The organism is Tenacibaculum sp. FZY0031, assembly GCF_036350695.1.
Lineage (GTDB): Bacteria > Bacteroidota > Bacteroidia > Flavobacteriales > Flavobacteriaceae > Polaribacter.
The window spans coordinates 1-16,912 of the sequence record NZ_JAZDVY010000010.1 but is presented as its reverse complement, the minus strand read 5'-3'; the positions used below and the strand labels follow the sequence as shown (position 1 = coordinate 16,912).

The window sequence follows — 16,912 nt, the reverse complement described above, 5'->3', positions numbered from 1 at the left end:
ATGAGTATGGGACACCAAATTGAATATATTACCGAGTTTGATGTGAATCAAACACCAAAAAATTCTATTAAAAATTACTGGTTAAAAGTAACATCTAACGCAATGGGAATTCCCACGTGTATTCCTGTTATGGTAGCCAGAGGAAAAGAAGATGGTATTGTATTAGGGCTTACAGCTGCAGTTCATGGAAATGAATTAAACGGAATATCAGTTATTCAACGATTGTTTAAAGATTTGGATACAGAAAATTTAAAAGGAACAATTGTAGGAATTCCTGTGGTGAATGTACCTTCGTTTGTTCGAGGAACAAGAGTTTTTAGCGATGGGGTAGACATTAACAGAATAATGCCAGGAAAAGATAATGGAAATACCAGTGAAGTATATGCCAATCGTTTTTTGAATTTGGTAGTAAAGAAGTTTGATTATTTGTTAGACCTACATACAGCTAGTTTTGGTAGAGTGAATTCATTTTACATCAGAAGTGATATGAACAATAAAGTCACCGAAAAATTAGCCTTATTACAAGATGCTGAAATTATAGTGCATACCCCTCCATCTGATGGTACTTTACGTGGAGCTGCTGAAGAACTAGGAATTCCATCTATAACTATCGAAGTTGGTAATCCACATAGCTTTCAAAAGAAAATTATTAAAAGTGGAGTAGCAGGCGTGCACAATGTATTGGCATATTTAGGAATTACCGATGATGAGTACGAAACCTCGAAAAGAAATACCGTAGTTTGTAAAAAATCGTATTGGTTATATACTCAAGAAGGAGGATTGCTTACAGTACATGTAGATTTAAGAGATATAGTGGAAGAAGGAGATCATATCGCTACATTACGGGATGTGTTTGGTAATAGAATTAAGAAATACCACGCACCAGAAAGAGGGATTGTAGTAGGGAAGAGTGTAAACCCTGTAAATCAATCAGGAGGACGTATTATTCACTTAGGAATTATAAAATAACTAGTTTTTAATTCAAAACTAGTTATTCGCCTGCTTTTTTAGCTTGCAGGTTACTATTGGCAATCGCCATAATCAGCAAACCAATCCCAATACCAATACTCAAGCCATGTGTTAGGTCTGATACTTTTACATAGCGAGTAAGTATTTGTGAAGAGGCAATGGTTAAAATTCCTATTGATAATAATATCAATGATTTTTTATGATATAAATTTTTCATAGTATAATTCTTTGGTAAGGTATTGGTAGAAAAAGAGTATCATTTGTTACATAAAAAGAAAGCTTTGAGGAAGTATAAGATAAAAAAACTCGCTATTTGCGAGTTTTTTTATCTTGTAATTTAGTATAAAGAATTACTTCATTTCAGCAAGAAACTCTTTGTTCATTTTTACATAATCAGCATTTTCAGCTTTTTCAGCACCAGCTAATGAAGCTTTAGCTGCTTTAACTGCTCCTTTTTTGTCACCAGCTTTAGCTAAGATTAACGACTGTTGACGTAAGTACCAAAAACGAGGTTGGTCTTTAGTCATGTCAACCGCTTTGTTAATCCAGTTTTTTGCTTTGTTAATGTCTTTTCCTTCTTGTAAATAATACACCGCTGAAGAAAAATAATCATTAGCAGAAGGTCCCCCCATCACTTGCGCAATACTTTTTTCTACTGCTTTATCAGTAGGAGTATTAAACTTTACACCTACATAAGCATTCTCCCATAAAATTCCTAACACAGCAGAATCGTTTGTTAAGTCGTCAATACTCATTGTAAACGTTTCAATTTTCATAGGCATAGCTTCAACTTTGGCAGTAGTAGATACAGCAACTTTAGCATCATCCCATTTTCTTGGAGTACCCCAGTTGTTGGCGTCAGAATAAAATAGTACTTCCCAAGAATCTTTTCCTGGTTTAGTATATAAAGCGTAGGTTCCTTTTTTTAAGGTTTTACCGTCAATAGTAACATCGTCACTAAAAGTAACTTTTGTGTTTGCGTTTGCACCAGTTCTCCATACTTTTCCATAAGGAACTAAATCACCAAAAATAGCTCTTCCTTTCATACTCGGACGAGAATATTCAATTGATACATCTGTTAAACCTACAGTTTGCTCTAACTTAGCAGTAGGACTAGGGGCTGGAGTCTTTAATTGTGCATTGATATTTGTTGATAAAGCAACAACAAACAAGCTTAAAAGTATTTTTTTCATGTTGATAGATTTGTTTTTTAATTAGTTTTGTTAAAATTACGAGGAATTCTTGGGATTAATGTTAACAAAAACTTAAAATACCTAAGAGTTGTTTTTAATAGATATTTGCAACCAAAGTTACGAATGACAAAAAAAGGAACACATAGAAATAACGGAGCTATTGGGGCTTTGTTAGATGAGTATGAAAAATCAATAACCGAGTTTAAAGCAGTTATTAAGGATGTAAATTCAAATGCACTAATTCAAATAGTGGATAGTGAAACTAATGATGAAGATTGTAGGTCCATTCAAACTATAATAACGCATGTAGTTAGGGCTGGATATACCTATGCTATTGAAATAAGAAAATGGTTAGGAGAAGAGGTAAAGTATAAAGAAAAAGAGATATTAAGTTCTGTTCTGGAGTATAATGAGGCATTGGATACAATGTTTGCTTATAATGAACAACTCTTTAATGATTATCCCAATATACAATTAGAAGAATTAGAACCTCACAAGAAAGTACAGGTTAGGTGGGGACAGAAATATGATGTAGAACAACTTTTTGAACATGCTATCGTACACATACTAAGGCATAGAAGACAAATAGAATTATTTAAAGAAAAATTAGTAGATAGAAATTCCTAAAATGAAAAAATACATAGCTGAAAGTATAGGAACCTTTGCTTTAATTTTCTGCGGAACAGGAGCAATGACAGTAAATGAAGTTACCAACGGTGCAGATCTAACACATATTGGAGTGGCAATTACTTGGGGATTGATAGTAATGGCTATGATTTATGCTTTTGGAGAAATTTCTGGAGCACATTTTAATCCGGCCGTAACCATCGCTTTTGCCTATGCTAAAAAGTTTTCATGGAAAGAAGTACCTAACTATATTATAGCGCAATTGTTAGGCGCTATACTAGCAAGTGCAATACTTTGGATTTTATTTCCCACGAGTGAGTTCTATGGAGCAACACTACCCTCAGTAGTACCTTGGCGAGCCTTTATTTTAGAACTGCTATTAACTTTCTTTTTAATGCTAACGATCATAAACGTATCTACAGGAAGTAAAGAAGTAGGAGTAATGGCAGGGATCGCTATTGGTGGAGTAGTATTGTTGGAAGCGATGTTTGCAGGCCCTATAACAAAAGCCTCTATGAACCCAGCACGCTCTATAGCACCCGCATTAGTTTCTGGTCACTTAGAGCATTTATGGCTGTATATACTAGCACCAATTATAGGAGCTTTATTGGCAGTGATTTCATGTAAACTTGTAAAAGACGATAATTGTTGTGATGAAAAATGTTAGTGTTTTAGGCTGTGGATGGCTAGGAAAAGAACTAGGAATAGCATTAGTTAAGAATGGATATACCGTTAAAGGTTCAACAACTTCTAAAGATAAACTTCAAGAATTAGAATCGGTTGCAATAGCCCCTTATTTAGTTGATATTTCAAAGGAACATATTTCATCAGAATTTTTAGATGCTGATGTATTGATAATTGCGATAACCTCTAAAGAAGTAGAAAACTTTAAAAAGTTGATTTCTTCAATAGAAAAGTCAAACATAATTAAGGTTATCTTCATTAGCTCTACCTCGGTGTATCCTAGTTTAAATAAGGAAATGATTGAAGAAGATAAAACTGTAGATTCTCCGCTAGTAGAAATAGAAAACCTATTTAGAAATAATAATAAGTTTCAAACAACTATACTTCGTTTTGCTGGATTATTTGGAGGGGAAAGGCAACCAGGAAACTGGTTTGCTAATAGAAAAATACCACATCCAAAAGGCTATGTAAACATGATTCACCGTGAGGACTGTATCGCAATTATACAAGAAATTGTAGAACAAAATGTTTTTGGAGAAGTATTTAATGCTTGTGCAAATGACCATCCAACCAGACAAGAATTTTATATAAATGCTAGAAAAACTCTAGGAAAACCAATTCCTGAATTTGATGATTCAAAACCATTAGTTTACAAAATAATTAGTAGTAAAAAACTTCAAAAAGTATTGAGTTATCAGTTTATACACAACAATTTATTGAGCATTTATTAGTTTTAGCCAACAGCCAACAGCCAACAGCCAACAGCCAACAGCCAACAGCCAACAGCCAATTATTGATACTTCTTCTTCCTCCAGTAATTAAACCCAATACCAAACAGGGCTAACAAAACTAACGGAATACCAATATTGATAAATTGCCAAGAACGTTTTTCAGCAAAAGCACGTTGCTTATCCAATAAATTCATTTGAATGGTTTTATTACGCAGTTGAATCAATCCAGAATCATCTAATAAATAATCAATCGCATTAATTAAAAACTCTTTATTACCAAACTGTTCTCCTGTCCATTTATCCAGTGATAAATCGTGAGGTTTTCCTTTTAAAATCTGATTTCTACCTACATCACCATCAGCAATTACAATCATTTTATTGTTTGTACTCTCAGCTTTAAAATCAGGAGTGTTAAAAGGTTTTATTCTATTTTTATAGGCAGAAGGAATGTTTCCTTCTATAAGAACGGCTAATAATTGCGGACCAGAAGCAAATTCATTTTCTTTAGGTTCTTTCGCAATACTTTGTAATTCAATAAAGTTGGGAGTTCCTGTTTGTTTGGTAAGTACAGAAGTTACTAATAACGGAGTCTTTTTTAAGTTTCCTTTTAACGTATCTATTTGAGTAGTAAAACGAAAACGAACAGGTGCAACATTTTTAGTAATCGGGTGGTTAGGATTACCATTAACTAGTGGATGATAAAACCAATTTAAGTGTTGAAACTGTGTTTGATTACCTACATTTCCTGTAGCTAACGGAATTTTAGCAGCATATAAATCCTGTATCAATTTATTGTTTACACGAACTTGATACCCAAACAATAAGTCCGTTAAATTCAAATCACGAGGAAAAGCCAACATTTTTCCTTCATTATACAAACTATCGGTATCCGCATAGTTATTATCTAACATCCATAAACTTTTACCACCATTGGCAATAAATTGATCGACGGTAAGCTTTTCCTCTTCGGTAAAGCGCTCAGTAGGTTTAGCAATAATTGCTAAATCGTATGCTCTTAAGTCTTTTAAAGTTTTTTGCGGATTATTAGCAACACTATCTAATGTAAACTTAGCCAAACGATATTTTTTACCAATTTCACTTAACAAACTATATTGATAAATATCTTGTAGTTCACCATTACCAGCTAATACCGCTATTTTTTGTCTTTCTTTTAAAGTAATACTATGTAGTGCATTCGCAAAAGAATACTCTAATTTTTCAACAGCATTTTGTAGCTGAGCTTCTTGAGTCTTAGCAATTGAGTTAGGAAGTAAAGAAATTAACTCTACTTTTTTACCATACGTAATTTCAGCCCAAGGAAAAATAATAGCTTCAGATAACTTTCCATCTTCTTCTACAGTTAACTGGCTAGGCATCATTCCTCTTTTTACCAAACGTTCACGAATATTATCAGGGTTGATAAAACGGAAACGAATATTAGAATTTTTAGCTTGTAATTCTTCTAAAAACTGGCGTGTTTCTATTTGTAAACGTTTAAATTCCGCAGGAAAATCACCTTCTAAGAATACATGAATCGTTAGTGGGGTATCAATTTTATCAATAAGACGTTCACTTACTTCAGATAAGGTATAACGTTTGTCTTGTGTTAAATCAAAACGTTGGTAAACAACGTTAGCCAAGTAGTTAACAATAAATAATACTATGAAAGCGAATGCGGTATGTTGTATTTTCTTATTCATTTTTTAACTGTTGTTTAGTGATGAATAAAAAGAAGACAGTAACACTGATAAAATAGATTACATCACGAGTGTCTACCACACCACGGCTAATACTTTTAAAGTGTTCGTTAATACCAAATTGTTGTAAGGTGTATCCTGAGTTTCCTAAAGAAGAGCCTACAGCGTCAAAACCATAAAATAAAGCAAAAGTGATAAACACACTTAGAATAAACGCCACAATTTGATTTTTGGATAGGGTAGAAGTAAACAATCCAACTGCGGTATAGGTTGCTGCTAAAAATAACAACCCTAAATAAGAACCTATAGTACCACCTAGATCTAAATTCCCAACCGGACTTCCTAATTGATACACAGTATAAGCATAGGTTAAGGTAGGGATTAATGCGATAACAACTAATAAAAGAGCAGCAAAAAACTTACCTAATACAATTTGCCCATCGGTAAGCGGTTTGGTTTTTAAAATCTCAATGGTTCCACTATTAAACTCATCAGCAAAACTTTTCATCGTGATGGCAGGAATTAGAAATAAGAACAACCATGGAGCCAAATAAAAAAAGCTATTTAAATCGGCAAAACCCGCATTTAAAATATTGAAATTATCTTTAAATACCCATAAAAATAAACCATTTACAAGTAAAAATACCCCAATTACCAAATAGGCAATAGGAGAGGCAAAAAATGAGTTAAATTCTTTCTTTAGTAGTGGTAACAATGTATAACTGTTTAGTTGTTTATAATGTTTAATTATTTTTATAAGACTATTGTCTAACGCCTATGGACTAAGGTAACGATTCAACTTTATCCACACTCCAAGCAAGAGGCTTGTCGTTAAATAATACTTTGGTTTGTGCCCAAACACCTTTAAATAAATCAGATTTTCTGTAGTTTTCTAAATCTTGCTCAGTTTCCCAGTAACTATAAGTGAAAAATATGTTTGAGTTTGTTTTGTCTCTGTACAATTCTAATAAACGGCAACCAGGTGATTTTCGTATAAATTCTTTTTTGGCGTTAAAGTTGTTTAAAAATACTTCAATTTTTTCTGGCTGAAAGCTCATTTTTACAATTCGTACAAACATACATTTTAATTTATAGGGATAAACTCTGGTTTAACAGGATTTTCAAATTCAACAGTAATGGTGTCACGATATTCTAAACCCAGTAAGGTAGAAGCTCCACCAACCGTTTCTAAATTGCTTCGGTAAATAGCAATTTCTAAAAAGCCAGCAGAATTAAAAATAGCTAACTTTTCACCATCGTATTGTCTTTTATCAGTAACCGAAAAATCAACAATTTCGTTATATCGGTTGTAAATTTTAGAAAAAGTATAGCGTCTAGCTGTAACTTTATAATCACGACCTTTTCCAATGGTATTGAATTGTTTTTTGCTAATGTTCGTAATTACATTTCCATAGTTATCAATGTAAATAACACCACCTGCAATGATAGTTTGCTGCTCGTTTATTTTCGGCTTAATTTCAACAATCTTTTTATAAGTTTCAATCTCTCTACCAATAACACTCAAACTACCACCACGAGCAATATGAGAAGCAACTTGTACAAAAACATCCAATACTGGAAAACTACTCTCAATACGATCGTGAATATTAATTTCAACAATTTTAGTAGGTTTGATTTCAGAAGCAATCATTGAAATTAGCCCGTTATCAGGACAAATAAAATAATGATTGTCTAGTTCTAGTGCAATGTGTTTATTATCTACACTTAATTCTGAATCGACCCCAATAACATGAATTGTTTTATCAGGAAAGCTCTTATAAGCATTCTTTAAAATATAAGCAGTTTCAGTAATGTTAAAAGGAGAAATTTCATGCGTAATATCAACAATCTTGGCATCAGGTAACTCAGAATAAATAGCTCCTTTTACAGCCCCTACAAAGTGGTCTTTCGTTCCAAAATCAGTAGTTAATGTAATAAGAGACATTAATTTAGGTGTTTGTTAATTAATTTGTGAAAAATTATGCTGAAATTTTAAACAAAACTACGTAATTCAAGAAAAATAATCATTATTTTTAGTGTGAATAATATTAAAACTTTTATCATTTGAACGAACGCGTAATTGAATTAACAGAAATCAACCCAAACGATTTTTTTGGAGCTCAAAACAGCACTATTACTCAGTTAAAAAGCTTCTTTCCTAAAATAAAAATAGTTGCTAGAGGAAATAAACTTAAAATTTTTGGTGAACCTGAATTGTTAAATGAATTTGAAAAGCGGCTAGAGATGCTTATCAAATACTTTAACAGATACAACAAGTTAGATGAAAATAGTATTGAGCGAATTTTAACATCAACTGGCAAGGAAGAAGAAATACGAAAATCGGGGAATGCTAAAGACGTGTTAGTACATGGTGTTAGTGGAAAGTTAATTAAAGCACAAACAGCCAATCAGCGTAAAATGGTGGAGCTAATGCAAAAAAACGATATGTTATTTGCTGTAGGCCCCGCTGGTACTGGTAAAACATACACAGCAGTTGCTCTGGCGGTAAAAGCATTAAAAGAAAAAGAAGTAAGACGAATTATATTAACAAGACCAGCTGTTGAGTCGGGTGAAAACTTAGGATTTCTTCCAGGAGATTTAAAAGAGAAGTTAGATCCATACATGCAACCTTTGTACGATGCTTTAAGAGATATGATTCCACATGAAAAACTAGAATCACATCTCGAAAAAGGAGTCATACAAATTGCCCCCTTAGCATTCATGCGCGGTCGTACTTTAGACAACGCTTTTGTAATTTTAGATGAAGCACAAAATACCACGCATTCACAAATGAAGATGTTTTTAACACGTATGGGAATGCATGCAAAGTTTATCATTACGGGCGATCCAGGTCAGATAGATTTACCTAGAAGACAAGTGTCAGGGCTTAAAGAATCGTTATTAGCGTTAAAAGATATTGATGGAATTGCACAAGTGTATTTAGATGACAAAGATGTAATCCGCCATAGATTGGTTAAGAAAATTATCTCAGCCTATAAAAGTATAGAAACAGAATGATAAAAATTGATAAAGATAAACTAGGTCTTCAAGATTATTTTTATATCGGTTATTTATATTTAATTATTTTAGGATTAGTTAGTGATGCCATTTTTTATGGGGTTTTTGGAGTAACCTATTTAAACTATACGACTATATTAGATGCTTTAATTTCTCCAGTAAGTTTATTGGCTAATAACTGGTTGATGGCATTAATTTTAGCTGTGTTATTTGCATTAATGTATTTGTATTTTTCTAATTGGATGTTTAAAATTTATGCATACTTAAGAGAAAAAAAATGGTATCAAAAAATATACGATATTGAAAAATGGGACAAAAAATACGAAAGGTTAAGAAGTAAGAAAAACCCGATGCTTGGATTAATGTTTATGTTTTTTATGCTATTCGTTTCTATGCGATTAGGAATGGCCTTAGGAATTAGGAGTAAAGTGTCAGAAAAAGAAATAAAACCAAACTATACCTTAGTTTTTAAAGATAATTCAAAGTTAAATGTTAAAAAAGTAGGGCAAAACTCCGCTTATTTTTTCTATTTCGTTCCTGGAGAAAAGACAATTAGTGCCACTCCAATAGCTGATAATTTAAAACAGATAAAACGTTTTAAAAAGATTGATGAATAATCTGTCTAAAAGATTACATTTGCGCCACAACAACACAACAATATACTAATGAATACAATTAACGAAACGAATTTTCAGTTTCCAGGGCAAAAGACAGTTTACAAAGGAAAAGTAAGAGAAGTCTATAATATTAATGATGATTTATTGGTAATGATTGCTTCAGATCGTCTTTCTGCATTTGATGTGATTTTACCACGTCAAATTCCTTTCAAAGGGCAAATTCTAAATCAAATTGCAACCAAAATGATGAACGATACAGCAGATATTGTCCCAAATTGGTTATTAGCAACTCCGGATGAAAATGTAGCAGTAGGACACTTATGCGAACCTTTTAAAGTAGAAATGGTCATTCGCGGATATTTATCGGGGCATGCAGCCCGTGAATATGCAGCAGGAAAGAGAATGCTTTGTGGAGTAGCAATGCCTGAAGGAATGCAAGAGAATGACAAATTTCCAAAACCAATCATTACACCGTCAACGAAGGCAGATAATGGAGAACACGATGAAGATATTTCTCGTGAAGCTATTTTAGCAAAAGGAATTGTTTCAGAAGAAGACTATTTAGTATTAGAAGACTACACAAGAAAGTTATTTCAAAGAGGAACCGAATTAGCTGCTAAAAGAGGATTGATTTTAGTAGATACCAAATATGAGTTTGGGAAAACTAAAGATGGTAAAATTGTATTGATTGATGAAATCCATACACCAGATTCTTCTCGTTATTTTTATGCTGATGGATATGCAGAACGTCAAGAAAAAGGAGAGAAGCAAAAACAATTATCAAAAGAGTTTGTACGTCAGTGGTTAATTGAAAATGGTTTTCAAGGAAAAGAAGGACAGCAAATTCCTGAAATGTCCGATAAAAAAATCAATGAAATCTCTAATAGATATATTGAATTGTATGAGCAAATTACAGGAGAAACTTTTGTAAAAGCAAATACAGAAAATGTGCTGGAAAGAATAGAAAAGAAGGTAACTACCTTTTTACAGAATAAATAAAAATAAAAAGCCTGATTTCTCAGGCTTTTTTGTTGGTTACATCTGTACATCTTTAACAGCTTCTATTGGCGCTGGAATGTCGTTAGGGTCGTCTTCTATGATTTGACGAATGTCAATTTCAATAGCTCGAGACATGGTGGTAATAGGGATATCGTTAGGAGTACCTTCAAAGGGGTTCTCTGAAACTTCTCCAATACGTTCCATTGTATGAAAAATCCAAGAAATAACTACACTAAATGGAATTGTAAACCATACAAAGTGTTCGCCTATCAATTCAATTAAATGATGAAAACCTTCCTCAGGATAAGGTTTCCAGTTTTGAGTAAGATCAACAACTTGTTTTCCTATTTTATCAAATTCGTGCATCATTCCATAAGGTAATAAAATAACGAAAATCCAAATGAAAAATCGGTTTAAAGTAGCAAACTGTCTGGGGTATGGAAAGTTTTTTATGCGTTCAGCTTTTCCTTGTAAAGCAAAAAACTCAACTAGCATCTTTTCCATCTCTAAAAAGGCGAATTCCCATAAATACCCTTTCTCTTTCAGTTCCCTTAATTGATTTGATTGTAATTTTAAACAAGCACCTTGCTTGTTGCGTTGGTTTAAAACAAACGCTTTGTCCTTGTCTATTACATAGCCTGTCAACTCTTCATCAAGGCTATTTACCCGTTCTTTTACATTGAAACGCGTATCAATATATTCTCGATCAGATTTGTTAAAGTTAGAAATTTCCCATGGTTTTGGTGCTCTTAGTGAATGTCGTAAAGCAGTCATCCAAGCAACATGACGCATAATTAACTGCTTTTTAATTTTAAAAAGTTCTTCTTTTGAAAGTTTAACAGATGCGCGTTCATTGGTTATAAAATCGTTAGTCATTATGGCAAATGATCGAGAAGCATTTACAATACCTCCCCAAATTTTACGGGCTTCCCATAGCCTATCATAAGAAGCATTGTTTTTAAATGAAATAATAAAGGCCAAAGCAGTACCCACTAAACCAATAGGTAACCAAGGTAGATGAAGCCAATACCAACGTAGTCCGGTGTAAAGTAATACAGGAATAAGTGATAAAATAATAAAAATATAAATATAGCGCCTAGTCCAAGACAGCATGTCCTTGAGTGAATAATTTCTCTTAGTATACATGAGAGTTGTTTTTAGTTGATAAACTAAAATACAAAAAACACAATTAATTTAAAGAAGAATGAAGACTTCATAATTTTTTGTAACTTACATGAATTCTAAAAACGACTTTTAAAATGCCAAATTATACATTAAAAATTAACGGAAAGTCGGTATCCTTTACTGCAGATGCTGATACGCCATTGTTGTGGGTTTTACGAGATGAACTCAATATGGTAGGAACTAAGTTCGGCTGTGGAATAGCACAATGCGGAGCCTGTACTGTTCATGTAGACGGAACAGCAATGAGAAGTTGTCAACTACAAGTCTCTATGATTGAAAAAGAAGAAATAACTACAATAGAAGGATTGTCTGCAGAAGGAGAGCATCCGCTTCAAGAAGCTTGGAAAGAAGTAGACGTTCCGCAATGCGGATACTGTCAAGCAGGTCAAATTATGACGGCTGCATCATTTCTAAAAGAAAATCCAAGCCCCTCAAAAGAAGAGATAAGAGAAGCCATGCAAGGAAACATTTGTCGTTGTGCAGCTTATAATAGAATAGAAAAGGCAGTTGCTTTAGCTGCCGAAAAAATGTCTTAAAATTTTTCAATCATGAGCACACAAGAAAACAAAGTAACGTTTAGTAGAAGAAATTTTTTAAGAGCCTCTGCGCTAGCCAGTGGAGGCATCATGATTGGCTTTAATTTATTCACCGCATGTAAGCCAAATGTAAAACCATCTGTGGATGTTGAAAACTTAAATTTCAACGATTTTAATGCGTTTATAAAAATATCTGATGAAGGTTATGTAACTATTTACTCACCAAATCCAGAAATAGGTCAAGGTGTAAAAACTTCGATGCCGATGATTATCGCCGAAGAATTAGATATAGATTGGGATAAAGTACATGTAGTACAAGCCCCACTAGACACAAAAAACTATACACGTCAATTAGCTGGAGGAAGTCAGTCTATTCGTCACGGATGGACAGCTTTGAGACAAACTGGAGCAACAACAAAGCAAATGCTAATAAATGCGGCAGCAGTAAAATGGGGAGTAGAAGCTAGTACTTGTTCAGCTTCAAAAGGAACAATAACCAATGCTAATGGAGACAAATTAGGATACGGAGAAGTAGTTAAAGAAGCAGCAACTTTAGAAGTACCAGAAAAAGTAACCTTAAAGAAACCTTCAGAATTTTCTATTATAGGTAACAATGCTACCAATGTAGATGTCGGTAACATAGTAACAGGAAAACCTTTGTTTGGATTAGATTACAAAGAGGATGGGATGGTTTATGCAGCAGTAGTAAGACCACCTTCTTTTGGTGAAGAATTGGAATCATTTGATGCATCTGAAGCTAAAAAAATTGCTGGAGTTATCGAGGTGGTTACTATCGGAGAAAAAGCAAGGAATTTTATTGAATCCGGTAAAAATAACTGGACTTTCAAATTACCAAAATCAGATAAAGTAGTAGTAATAGCTAAAAACACATGGGTAGCAATCAAAGGGGCAAAAGCCATCAAAGCGACATGGAAAGTAGGGACTGAACTTGAAAACACAAAGTTTCACGATGAAAAATTAGTAAGCTTACTAGATGGAGATAAACTTGATGTAAGAAGAGAAGATGGAGACGTTAAAAAAGCATTTTCAGAAGCAGATAAAGTTATAGAACGTACCTATCATTCTCCTTTCTTACCACATAACTGTATGGAGCCAATGAACTTTTTTGCGAATGTAACATCAGAAAAAGTACATTTAATAGGACCTGTACAAACACCAGAATATGCAGCTCAAGTAGCATCAGAAATGTTAGGTCGTAATTTAGAACAGGTACATGTAGAAATGACTAGAATGGGAGGTGGATTTGGAAGAAGGTTGTATGGAGACTTTGTATATGAAGCTCTTGAAATATCTGATAAAATTAAGAAACCAGTAAAAATGGTTTCAACAAGAGAAGAAGATATGACAGCAGGGATTTACCGACCAGCTATTAAATATAAAATAGCAGCATCAATTAAAGATGGAAAAGTAACAGGGTATCATTTAAAAGAAGCAGCAATTAATGATAATATGTATGGATTAATTCCACATTTCTTTCCAGCGGGATGTATTCCAAATTATAAAGTATCTACAGGAAATTACAAAAGTAACATTAGTACAGGAGCATGGAGAGCGCCATACACGAACTTTTTAGGATATGCAGAACAATCATTTTTTGATGAATTAGCACAAGAACTAGACATTGATCCAGTGCAACTACGTTTAGACTTATTAGAAAATGTAAAAGAAACAAAAGATGAGAATATCCAGTATTCAGGAAAAAGAATGCAAGATGCAATTCGACTAGCTGCAAAAAAAGGAAACTGGGGAAAATCAAAAGAAGGAGTTTATCAAGGATTTTCAGCGTATTACAGTCACAATACTCATGTAGCAGAAGTAGCAGAAGTAGAACTAAAAGAAGGAGTACCGGTGGTAACCAAAGTCGTCGCAGCAGTCGATTGTGGCATCGTTGTAAATCCAACAGGAGCAATCAATCAAGTTCAAGGGGGGATAATTGATGGTATTGGACATGCAATGTATGGGAATTTAACTTTTAATGAAGGAGCACCATCAAGTAGAAATTTTGATAATTATCGACTGATAAGAATAAATGAAACGCCAAAAGTTGATGTGTACTTTGTAGAAAATGAATTAGCTCCAACGGGTTTAGGAGAACCAGGTTTACCACCAGCAGGAGGAGCAGTAGCAAATGCAATTCATAAAGCTTTGGGTAAGAGATTGTATAAACAACCATTTATAGAAGAATTAAAATCAAATATTTTATCCTAAAAACGAACGAACTTTGTAGGTTTGACAAAAGAGTGTTTTTGTTATTTATTGAAAACGAAACACTCGGTAATTTTTGAAAATCTGTCAAAAAGCACTACTTTCGCAACCTATAAAAATCAAAAATAACAATGGTTAAAGATTTATTTGAAAGAATTAAAGGAGATAAGGGACCTTTAGGAAAATGGGCAGATAAAGCAGAAGGGTATTATGTGTTTCCTAAATTAGAAGGACCAATTTCTAACCGTATGTCTTTCAATGGGAAAAAAGTAATAACTTGGAGTATCAATGACTACTTAGGATTAGCAAATCATCCAGAAGTATTAAAGGTAGATGGAGAATCAGCCGCTACAGATGGAATGGCCTACCCTATGGGAGCTCGTATGATGTCAGGACACACAAAATACCATGAACAGTTAGAGCAAGAATGTGCTGAGTTTGTAGGAAAAGAAGCTGCATATTTAGTAAACTTTGGATACCAAGGAATGGTCTCTGCAATTGATGCTTTAGTAGGGAAAGATGATATCATAGTATATGACATGGATACACATGCATGTATTATTGATGGAGTTCGTTTACACGCCGGAAAACGTTTTGTATACCGTCACAACGATATAGAAAGCTGTGAGAAAAACTTAAAGCGTGCTACCAAAATGGCAGAAAAAACAGGAGGCGGAATTTTGTTAGTTTCTGAAGGAGTATTTGGTATGCGAGGAGAGCAAGGACGCTTAGCAGAAATAGTAGCCTTGAAAGAAAAATACAATTTCCGCTTATTAGTAGATGATGCTCACGGATTCGGAACATTAGGAGAAGGAGGAAGAGGAACAGGATTTGAACAAGGAGTGCAAGACGGAATTGATGTGTATTTTGCAACATTTGCTAAATCTATGGCAGGAATAGGAGCGTTCTTTGCAGGAGACAAAGATGTGGTTCAATACCTGCAATATAACATGCGATCACAAATGTTTGCTAAATCACTACCAATGCCAATGGTAAAAGGAGCATTAAAACGTTTGGATATGATTCGTACCATGCCTGAACTAAAAGAAAACCTTTGGAAAATAACCAATGCATTACAATCAGGTTTGCGCGAAGCAGGTTTTGATTTAGGAACAACACAAACCTGTATTACACCAGTATACTTAAAAGGAGAAATTCCTGAAGCCATGGCAATGGTGAATGATTTAAGAGAAAATCATGGAGTATTTTGCTCAATTGTTGTATATCCCGTAATACCAAAGGGATTAATAATATTGAGGTTAATTCCAACAGCACGTCATACAATTGAAGATGTAAATGAAACAATTGTAGCTTTTTCTGCAATCCGTGAAAAATTAGAAAACGGAACCTACAAACAAGTAGCAGCTACAATTATGGCAGAATAATAAGAAATTAAAAAAATAAATAAAAACTCATGAAATACTTCATGAGTTTTTTTGTTTTAAAAAGAGAAATGATACATTTGGAATCCCTTTATTTATAAAAAATCAAATGAAAAAATTACTATACTTATATTCAATATTGTTTGTAACAATCACAAACGCTCAAATTAAAGATACATTACCAAACTTTAATGATGAGTATATATTGATTAAAGAAGGAGATAGCTTAATGATAAAATTAAATGAAGTAACCATACTCCCAAAACATAAGTTTAAAGAAAAAAAAGACATCCTTTATTATTACTGGCTACGAAAAAAGGTATTCAAAGCGTACCCTTATGCAATCTTAGCAGCAAAAAGAGTAGATAGTGTAAATTCACGATTAGCTAGAATAACATCAAAAAGTAAAAAAAGAAAATATGTAAAAAGAATTCAAAAGTATTTAGAAGAAGAATTAACAGCCCCCTTAAAGAAGTTAACAAGAACAGAAGGAAGAATTTTGTTAAAGCTAATTCATCGTCAAACAGGAAAAACAGCCTTTGATAATGTAAAAGAATTAAGAAGTGGTTGGAAAGCTTTTTGGTACAATACCACAGCAAACTTATTTAAGCTATCATTAAAATCAGAGTATAAACCTGAAACGGAAAACGAAGACTATTTAGTTGAAGATATCATTCAGCGAGCATATATAGAGGAGAACTTAGAGTACCAAGCACCTAAATTACAGAAAGACTATTTAAAAATAGTATCAAAAAGTAGGGGATATGTAGATGTTACGGAATACAAAGAGATGTTTGCTCAGATGCGTAAGAAACGAAAACTCAAGAAAAAGTAATCAAATTATGTATTAGCGTAACTTACTTTAGTCTATGTTGTACTACATATATAAGTCACTTCCGTGTTAATGATAGTATTTAAAGCGGGTGTTTAGAGCACAAGAGTAGGTATTGTTTTGATTGGTTAGAAAAAATTTTCAGATATAAAGAGTTAGATTATAGCGGGTTAAAAAATAGTTTTAAAAAAAGATAAAAAAAGTCATTGTTGTAAA

The 16,912-nt window shown here is 33.3% G+C and carries 18 protein-coding genes; 11 read left to right on the top strand and 7 right to left on the bottom strand.

Translation table 11 applies throughout. From position 1 onward, the window contains the following. Positions 1–6 precede the first annotated feature (6 nt). Positions 7–969, top strand: a complete 963-nt coding sequence (locus tag V1T75_RS14115) for a succinylglutamate desuccinylase/aspartoacylase family protein (protein ID WP_330489149.1) — start codon at positions 7–9, stop codon at positions 967–969. A 22-nt stretch (positions 970–991) separates the two neighbouring features. On the opposite strand, the gene V1T75_RS14110 is transcribed toward V1T75_RS14115, so the two are convergent. Beyond that, entirely contained in the window at positions 992–1,186 is a 195-nt protein-coding gene (locus V1T75_RS14110) for a hypothetical protein (protein WP_330489148.1), read from the bottom strand. A 133-nt stretch (positions 1,187–1,319) separates the two neighbouring features. After that, entirely contained in the window at positions 1,320–2,162 is an 843-nt protein-coding gene (locus V1T75_RS14105) for a DUF2911 domain-containing protein (RefSeq protein WP_330489147.1), read from the bottom strand. Positions 2,163–2,285: 123 nt separating this feature from the next. On the opposite strand from V1T75_RS14105, the gene V1T75_RS14100 reads away from it, so the two are divergent. The 3 genes from V1T75_RS14100 to V1T75_RS14090 are packed head-to-tail and all read left to right on the top strand — an operon-like array spanning position 2,286 to position 4,204. Beyond that, positions 2,286–2,789: a DinB family protein gene (locus V1T75_RS14100; RefSeq protein ID WP_330489146.1), complete on the top strand. Its 504-nt coding sequence runs from the start codon at positions 2,286–2,288 to the stop codon at positions 2,787–2,789. Position 2,790: 1 nt separating this feature from the next. Beyond that, positions 2,791–3,456 carry an MIP family channel protein gene (locus tag V1T75_RS14095; RefSeq protein WP_330489145.1) on the top strand — a complete coding sequence of 222 codons (666 nt, stop codon included), beginning with the start codon at positions 2,791–2,793 and terminating at the stop codon, positions 3,454–3,456. Next, complete coding sequence (locus tag V1T75_RS14090; RefSeq protein ID WP_330489241.1) at positions 3,443–4,204, top strand: NAD(P)H-binding protein; 762 nt, start codon at positions 3,443–3,445, stop codon at positions 4,202–4,204. Before V1T75_RS14095 ends, V1T75_RS14090 begins: the two co-directional genes overlap by 14 nt. A 59-nt stretch (positions 4,205–4,263) precedes the next feature. On the opposite strand, the gene gldG is transcribed toward V1T75_RS14090, so the two are convergent. The 4 genes from gldG to V1T75_RS14070 all read right to left on the bottom strand — a co-directional run bounded on the left by gldG (position 4,264) and on the right by V1T75_RS14070 (position 7,846). After that, positions 4,264–5,904, bottom strand: a complete 1,641-nt coding sequence (gene gldG / locus V1T75_RS14085; RefSeq protein WP_330489144.1) for a gliding motility-associated ABC transporter substrate-binding protein GldG — start codon at positions 5,902–5,904, stop codon at positions 4,264–4,266. After that, entirely contained in the window at positions 5,897–6,616 is a 720-nt protein-coding gene (gene gldF / locus V1T75_RS14080) for a gliding motility-associated ABC transporter permease subunit GldF (RefSeq protein WP_330489143.1), read from the bottom strand. The genes gldG and gldF overlap by 8 nt, the downstream gene beginning before the upstream one ends. Positions 6,617–6,683: 67 nt before the next feature. Continuing rightward, the gene (locus tag V1T75_RS14075) at positions 6,684–6,980 is read right to left on the bottom strand and encodes a putative quinol monooxygenase (RefSeq protein ID WP_330489142.1); all 297 of its coding nucleotides are present in this window, start codon (positions 6,978–6,980) and stop codon (positions 6,684–6,686) included. 5 nt (positions 6,981–6,985) lie between these two features. Then, the gene (locus tag V1T75_RS14070) at positions 6,986–7,846 is read right to left on the bottom strand and encodes an SAM hydrolase/SAM-dependent halogenase family protein (protein ID WP_330489141.1); all 861 of its coding nucleotides are present in this window, start codon (positions 7,844–7,846) and stop codon (positions 6,986–6,988) included. A 119-nt stretch (positions 7,847–7,965) separates the two neighbouring features. Here V1T75_RS14070 and V1T75_RS14065 point away from each other — a divergent pair, with 119 nt between their 5' ends. The 3 genes from V1T75_RS14065 to V1T75_RS14055 are packed head-to-tail and all read left to right on the top strand — an operon-like array spanning position 7,966 to position 10,535. Beyond that, on the top strand, positions 7,966–8,919 hold the full coding sequence (locus V1T75_RS14065) for a PhoH family protein (protein ID WP_330489140.1): 954 nt from the start codon (positions 7,966–7,968) through the stop codon (positions 8,917–8,919). Then, entirely contained in the window at positions 8,916–9,536 is a 621-nt protein-coding gene (locus tag V1T75_RS14060) for a hypothetical protein (RefSeq protein ID WP_330489139.1), read from the top strand. The genes V1T75_RS14065 and V1T75_RS14060 overlap by 4 nt, the downstream gene beginning before the upstream one ends. Before the next feature lie 48 nt (positions 9,537–9,584). Then, positions 9,585–10,535 (top strand): phosphoribosylaminoimidazolesuccinocarboxamide synthase, encoded by a 951-nt coding sequence (locus V1T75_RS14055; RefSeq protein WP_330489138.1) that lies wholly within the window; start codon positions 9,585–9,587, stop codon positions 10,533–10,535. A gap of 36 nt (positions 10,536–10,571) precedes the next feature. On the opposite strand, the gene V1T75_RS14050 is transcribed toward V1T75_RS14055, so the two are convergent. Continuing rightward, positions 10,572–11,681: a bestrophin family protein gene (locus V1T75_RS14050; protein WP_330489137.1), complete on the bottom strand. Its 1,110-nt coding sequence runs from the start codon at positions 11,679–11,681 to the stop codon at positions 10,572–10,574. Between the two features lie 113 nt (positions 11,682–11,794). Here V1T75_RS14050 and V1T75_RS14045 point away from each other — a divergent pair, with 113 nt between their 5' ends. The 4 genes from V1T75_RS14045 (at position 11,795) to V1T75_RS14030 (ending at position 16,699) form a co-directional block, all read left to right on the top strand. Further along, the gene (locus V1T75_RS14045; RefSeq protein ID WP_330489136.1) at positions 11,795–12,256 is read left to right on the top strand and encodes a (2Fe-2S)-binding protein; all 462 of its coding nucleotides are present in this window, start codon (positions 11,795–11,797) and stop codon (positions 12,254–12,256) included. Between the two features lie 12 nt (positions 12,257–12,268). Beyond that, complete coding sequence (locus V1T75_RS14040; protein ID WP_330489135.1) at positions 12,269–14,485, top strand: xanthine dehydrogenase family protein molybdopterin-binding subunit; 2,217 nt, start codon at positions 12,269–12,271, stop codon at positions 14,483–14,485. A gap of 128 nt (positions 14,486–14,613) precedes the next feature. Beyond that, entirely contained in the window at positions 14,614–15,867 is a 1,254-nt protein-coding gene (locus V1T75_RS14035) for an aminotransferase class I/II-fold pyridoxal phosphate-dependent enzyme (protein ID WP_330489134.1), read from the top strand. A gap of 106 nt (positions 15,868–15,973) precedes the next feature. Then, complete coding sequence (locus V1T75_RS14030; RefSeq protein WP_330489133.1) at positions 15,974–16,699, top strand: DUF4294 domain-containing protein; 726 nt, start codon at positions 15,974–15,976, stop codon at positions 16,697–16,699. Positions 16,700–16,912 lie beyond the last annotated feature (213 nt).

What these genes read in the sequence shown, in the direction of transcription:
- V1T75_RS14115 (WP_330489149.1), top strand. Translation starts at nt 7, where the DNA reads ATGGGACACCAAATTGAATATATTACCGAGTTTGATGTGAATCAAACA.
- V1T75_RS14110 (WP_330489148.1), bottom strand. Translation starts at nt 1,186, where the DNA reads ATGAAAAATTTATATCATAAAAAATCATTGATATTATTATCAATAGGA.
- V1T75_RS14105 (WP_330489147.1), bottom strand. Translation starts at nt 2,162, where the DNA reads ATGAAAAAAATACTTTTAAGCTTGTTTGTTGTTGCTTTATCAACAAAT.
- V1T75_RS14100 (WP_330489146.1), top strand. Translation starts at nt 2,286, where the DNA reads ATGACAAAAAAAGGAACACATAGAAATAACGGAGCTATTGGGGCTTTG.
- V1T75_RS14095 (WP_330489145.1), top strand. Translation starts at nt 2,791, where the DNA reads ATGAAAAAATACATAGCTGAAAGTATAGGAACCTTTGCTTTAATTTTC.
- V1T75_RS14090 (WP_330489241.1), top strand. Translation starts at nt 3,443, where the DNA reads ATGAAAAATGTTAGTGTTTTAGGCTGTGGATGGCTAGGAAAAGAACTA.
- gldG (WP_330489144.1), bottom strand. Translation starts at nt 5,904, where the DNA reads ATGAATAAGAAAATACAACATACCGCATTCGCTTTCATAGTATTATTT.
- V1T75_RS14075 (WP_330489142.1), bottom strand. Translation starts at nt 6,980, where the DNA reads ATGTTTGTACGAATTGTAAAAATGAGCTTTCAGCCAGAAAAAATTGAA.
- V1T75_RS14070 (WP_330489141.1), bottom strand. Translation starts at nt 7,846, where the DNA reads ATGTCTCTTATTACATTAACTACTGATTTTGGAACGAAAGACCACTTT.
- V1T75_RS14060 (WP_330489139.1), top strand. Translation starts at nt 8,916, where the DNA reads ATGATAAAAATTGATAAAGATAAACTAGGTCTTCAAGATTATTTTTAT.
- V1T75_RS14055 (WP_330489138.1), top strand. Translation starts at nt 9,585, where the DNA reads ATGAATACAATTAACGAAACGAATTTTCAGTTTCCAGGGCAAAAGACA.
- V1T75_RS14050 (WP_330489137.1), bottom strand. Translation starts at nt 11,681, where the DNA reads ATGTATACTAAGAGAAATTATTCACTCAAGGACATGCTGTCTTGGACT.
- V1T75_RS14045 (WP_330489136.1), top strand. Translation starts at nt 11,795, where the DNA reads ATGCCAAATTATACATTAAAAATTAACGGAAAGTCGGTATCCTTTACT.
- V1T75_RS14040 (WP_330489135.1), top strand. Translation starts at nt 12,269, where the DNA reads ATGAGCACACAAGAAAACAAAGTAACGTTTAGTAGAAGAAATTTTTTA.
- V1T75_RS14035 (WP_330489134.1), top strand. Translation starts at nt 14,614, where the DNA reads ATGGTTAAAGATTTATTTGAAAGAATTAAAGGAGATAAGGGACCTTTA.
- V1T75_RS14030 (WP_330489133.1), top strand. Translation starts at nt 15,974, where the DNA reads ATGAAAAAATTACTATACTTATATTCAATATTGTTTGTAACAATCACA.